General features: G+C 44.7%; 6 protein-coding genes. All 6 read left to right on the top strand.

Features of this window, described 5'->3' with window-relative positions; translation table 11 throughout:
* The coding region (locus R1Y93_RS12530; RefSeq protein WP_500823074.1) for a sugar ABC transporter ATP-binding protein at positions 1 to 1,060 on the top strand (1,060 nt) is incomplete at its 5' end.
* Entirely contained in the window at positions 996 to 1,346 is a 351-nt protein-coding gene (locus R1Y93_RS12525) for an ATP-binding cassette domain-containing protein (protein ID WP_500823073.1), read from the top strand. The genes R1Y93_RS12530 and R1Y93_RS12525, both read left to right, overlap by 65 nt.
* Before the next feature lie 110 nt (positions 1,347 to 1,456).
* Positions 1,457 to 2,416: an ABC transporter permease gene (locus R1Y93_RS12520; protein WP_368189388.1), complete on the top strand. Its 960-nt coding sequence runs from the start codon at positions 1,457 to 1,459 to the stop codon at positions 2,414 to 2,416.
* Positions 2,417 to 2,565: 149 nt separating this feature from the next.
* Entirely contained in the window at positions 2,566 to 2,973 is a 408-nt protein-coding gene (locus tag R1Y93_RS12515) for a substrate-binding domain-containing protein (protein WP_500823072.1), read from the top strand.
* A complete protein-coding gene (locus R1Y93_RS12510) occupies positions 2,930 to 3,511 on the top strand; it encodes a substrate-binding domain-containing protein (protein WP_500823071.1) in 582 nt (193 codons plus the stop codon). Before R1Y93_RS12515 ends, R1Y93_RS12510 begins: the two co-directional genes overlap by 44 nt.
* 69 nt (positions 3,512 to 3,580) lie before the next feature.
* On the top strand, positions 3,581 to 4,034 hold a 454-nt coding region (locus R1Y93_RS12505; protein WP_500823070.1), incomplete at its 3' end, for a shikimate dehydrogenase family protein.

Genomic DNA, 4,034 nt, shown 5'->3' with positions numbered 1-4,034 from the left:
TCCAGGTGTAAAGGCTCTTGACGGAGTGGATCTGGAAGTGCGTGAAGGCGAGGTTATGGCACTTCTGGGAGAGAACGGAGCAGGCAAAAGTACACTTATGAAATGCCTGACAGGAGTGTATCAGCGTGATGCCGGTTCTATCCAGTTCAAGGGAAAAGAGATCAATTATACCAATGCCAGACAGGCACAGGATGACGGGATTTCCATTATCCACCAGGAACTTAATCTGATCCCTAAGATGAAAGTATATGAGAATATTTTCCTGGGCAGAGAACTTAAGAATAAGCTGGGCAAGATCGACATTAAGCAGATGTACAATAAGACAGCCGAGATGCTGAAGTCCATGAATGTAGATCTTAAGCCTGATCAGAAGATCTGTGAGTTATCTGTGGCACAGCAGCAGATGGTTGAGATCGCTAAGGCCCTTCTTCTGGATACCAAGGTGATCGTTATGGATGAGCCTACAGATGCACTTACCGATTCAGAGGTAGTCAGCCTGTTTAAGATCATCAATGATCTTAGGGACAGGAAGAAAGCAGTTGTTTATATTTCCCACAGACTGGAAGAGATCTTTGAGATCTGTGACAGGGCCACCATCCTTCGTGACGGCGCATTCATCGGCGAGAAGAAGGTTTCAGAGCTTACCTATGATGAATTGATCAGCATGATGGTTGGGCGTAAGCTGGAGAACCAGTTCCCTTATGAGGCAATGAAGCCTGGTAAGACAGTCCTTTCCGTGAAGAATCTGAGTAATGATTATGTACATGATATTTCTTTCGATGTTAAGGCCGGTGAGGTATTGGGTGTGGCTGGTCTTGTGGGCGCAGGACGTACAGAGCTGGCAAAGACCTTATATGGCGTTTTCCATTACGACAAGGGTACTGTAGAACTGGACGGACAGCAGATCCATCCCAAAAGCCCAAGTGACGCTATCAGGCAGGGCATTTATTATATGACTGAGGACAGGAAGGGTGACGGTCTTGTATTGATCATGAATGTACAAGGAGAATATCTCTCTTTCTTCATCAGACAAGATTACCAGCAGCGGTCATATCAATGAGAAAAAAGACAGAGAATATGCAGAAGATTATGTGAAAAAGATGCGTATCAAAACACCGTCTGTTTTCCAGAAAACAAGAAATCTTTCAGGAGGCAATCAGCAGAAGGTCATTCTGGCAAAAGCAATGATGTCTGATCCTAAGGTGCTGATTCTTGATGAGCCTACAAGAGGTATTGATGTTGGAGCAAAGAAAGAGATTTATCTTCTGATCAATGAGCTTCGCAGGCAGGGAAAAGCAGTGATTATGATTTCTTCAGAAATGCCGGAGATTCTGGGTATGAGCTGATCGTATTATGATTCTCCATGAAGGTAAGAAAAAAGGAGAACTGAGCAGAGAAGAGGCAACACAAGAGAAGATCATGGATAAGATTCTTAGTTAAAGGGAGAACAAGAGAAATGGAAAGCAAGACAACAAATAAAGGATTAAAATTTATAAACAATTATCGCCAGGTTATTATTCTTCTGGCAGAGATCATTATTTTCTCGCTGATCAGCAGCAGATTCCTTTCTGTTGGTAATCTTACCAACGTATTGAAGCAGGTTTCTATCAATGCGATTCTGGCAGCAGGTGTAAGCTTTGCCATTATCCTGGGCGGTATTGATATTTCCATCGGATCAGTTGTAGGATTTACCGGCGCCATTGCAGCTGCTTTGGTTGTCAGAGATGTTCCGTTGGTTGTTGTTATTCTGGCAACACTGGCGATCGGTGCTGTAGCAGGTCTGATCAATGGTGTGTTTATTGCATATTTTGATCTGCAGCCAATGATCGTAACACTTGCAACATTGTCTGTATTCAGAGGTGCTACCCTGGTATTTACAAATGGTGCAACCGTAGCTATGTCAAAGGGTGCATGTGCTGCTTCCTTTAAATTCCTTGGATCCGGCAGGATCTTTGGATTTCTGTACATGCCGGTTCTGATCATGGCGCTTGTATTTATTGTTGTGTACTATGTTCAGAATAAAACATCTTTCGGACGCCATATGTATGCAGTGGGCGGCAACGAGGATGCAGCTTATCTTTCCGGTTTGAATGTACGTAAGATCAAATTAATGTGTCATGTAATCTGTGGTATCCTTGCAGGTCTTGCTGGTGCAGTTATGTGTGCTCGTGTTGGTTCTGCCCAGCCTACAGCAGGTGAAAGTTATGAGATGGATGCTATCGCAGCCTGCGTTGTTGGTGGTACATCCTTAAGGGGTGGCGAAGGTCGCATTGCAATGACACTTGTTGGTGCCATTATCATCGGTATGATCAACAATATCCTGAATATTATGAATGTGTCCAGCTACTGGCAGACCATCGTAAAAGGTGTTGTTATCCTGGCAGCTGTACTTATGGACAGAAAGAGTAACAATTAAGGAGCAAAGCGGAATTGAAGGTACCCGTATTGAAGGACCCCGAATATTTACGAAGTAAATTTTGCACTGCTTCAATGGAGATTCACATAAAACCGTACTTATGCAGCAGAAGCTGTATAAAATATATAATGTCATGGGAGGACAAAAAAATGAAAAAACTTATCGCAGGAGCATTAACCGCAGCAATGGTACTTGGAACAGTGACACCAGTCGCAGTCTTTGCTGACGAGAAACAGGATCTTACACTTGGTCTTATGTTATCTGATAACACAAACCAGTTCTCTCCCTCTACCCTTCAGGAGGATGCTTTCAAGAAAGCAGCTGAAGATGCAGGGTATGAAGTGATCTCTCTTTCTTCCGGAAATGACGCTGCAAAGGACGTTACAAACATGGAAGACCTGCTGACACAGAGCCCGGATGTTATCGTTTATAATCCGGTTGACTCCGATGCTGCAGGTGATGCTGTTGCAATGGCAAATGATGACAGGTATGCCCGGTTAGCTGCAGTCGACCGTGCTGCCAACAGTGGTGATATTGTTTGCCACATCGCTCTCTGATAACGTATATGGCGGCGAGATCGCAGCTCAGTACATCGTAGATCAGCTTCCAGATGGCGGACAGGTTGTTGAGATCCAGGGCCAGGCTGGTGCAAGTGCTACTAACGAGCGTGGAGAAGGCTTCCACAATATCATGGATGACAATGACAAATTTGAAGTTGTTGTTTCTCAGACAGGTAACTGGTCTTCTTCTGAGGCTATGAGTGTTATGGAGAATGCTCTGACAGCTAATCCGGATATCAAGGCTGTATTCTGCCACAATGACCAGATGGCATTAGGCGCTATCGAAGCTTGCCAGCAGGCAGACAGAGATGACATCGTTATCGTTGGATTTGATGCAGATGCAGATAACCTGGATGCAATCAAGGCTGGTACACAGGCTGCAACTGTTCGTCAGCTTCCGGCTCTTATGGGAGAGACTGCAGTAGAGGTTTGCGGAAAGATCGCAGCAGGTGAGGAAGTTGAAGCTTCTATCGGTACAGAGGTTGAGCTTGTAACAGCTGATAATGTAGATGCAGAGACAACAGACGCTGAGTAAGTAATTTGTTCAAAATGCAACACCGGGGAGATACATCCCCGGTGTTTTGAAAAAAACGGGAGAATATTTATGGGCAAATCATATAGAGAAGAGCTTGTGGGTGTATTTGGGTGTCCGATCGACGAGAACCCTACAGTAGTAGTGGCAGAGGCAGCATTTAAGGACCTGGGGATCCCTTATCGTTATCTTACTATTCTGGTAAAACCGGAAGATCTTGAGAATGCAATGAAAGCACTGCCTGCATTGAATATGAAAGGTATCCATCTTACCATTCCACATAAAGTGGAGGTATTAAAATATCTGGACCATGTGGCTGAAGATGCAGCCATTATGGGCGCTGTGAATACCGTGTGGGTAAAAGATGGTGAATTATATGGCGAGAACACAGACGGTAAAGGGTTTATCAAATCCCTTCAGGATGAAAATGTAGAGATGAAGGGCAAAAAAGTTATGATGCTGGGAGCCGGAGGCGCCGGCCGTGCCATCGCAGTAGAGCTTGCAAATGCAGGCGCAGAGACGATCC

Source organism: Blautia sp. HA3515 (assembly GCF_059933065.1).
The sequence above is the reverse complement of the archived record's forward strand: the minus strand, read 5'-3'. Positions and strand labels throughout refer to the sequence as shown.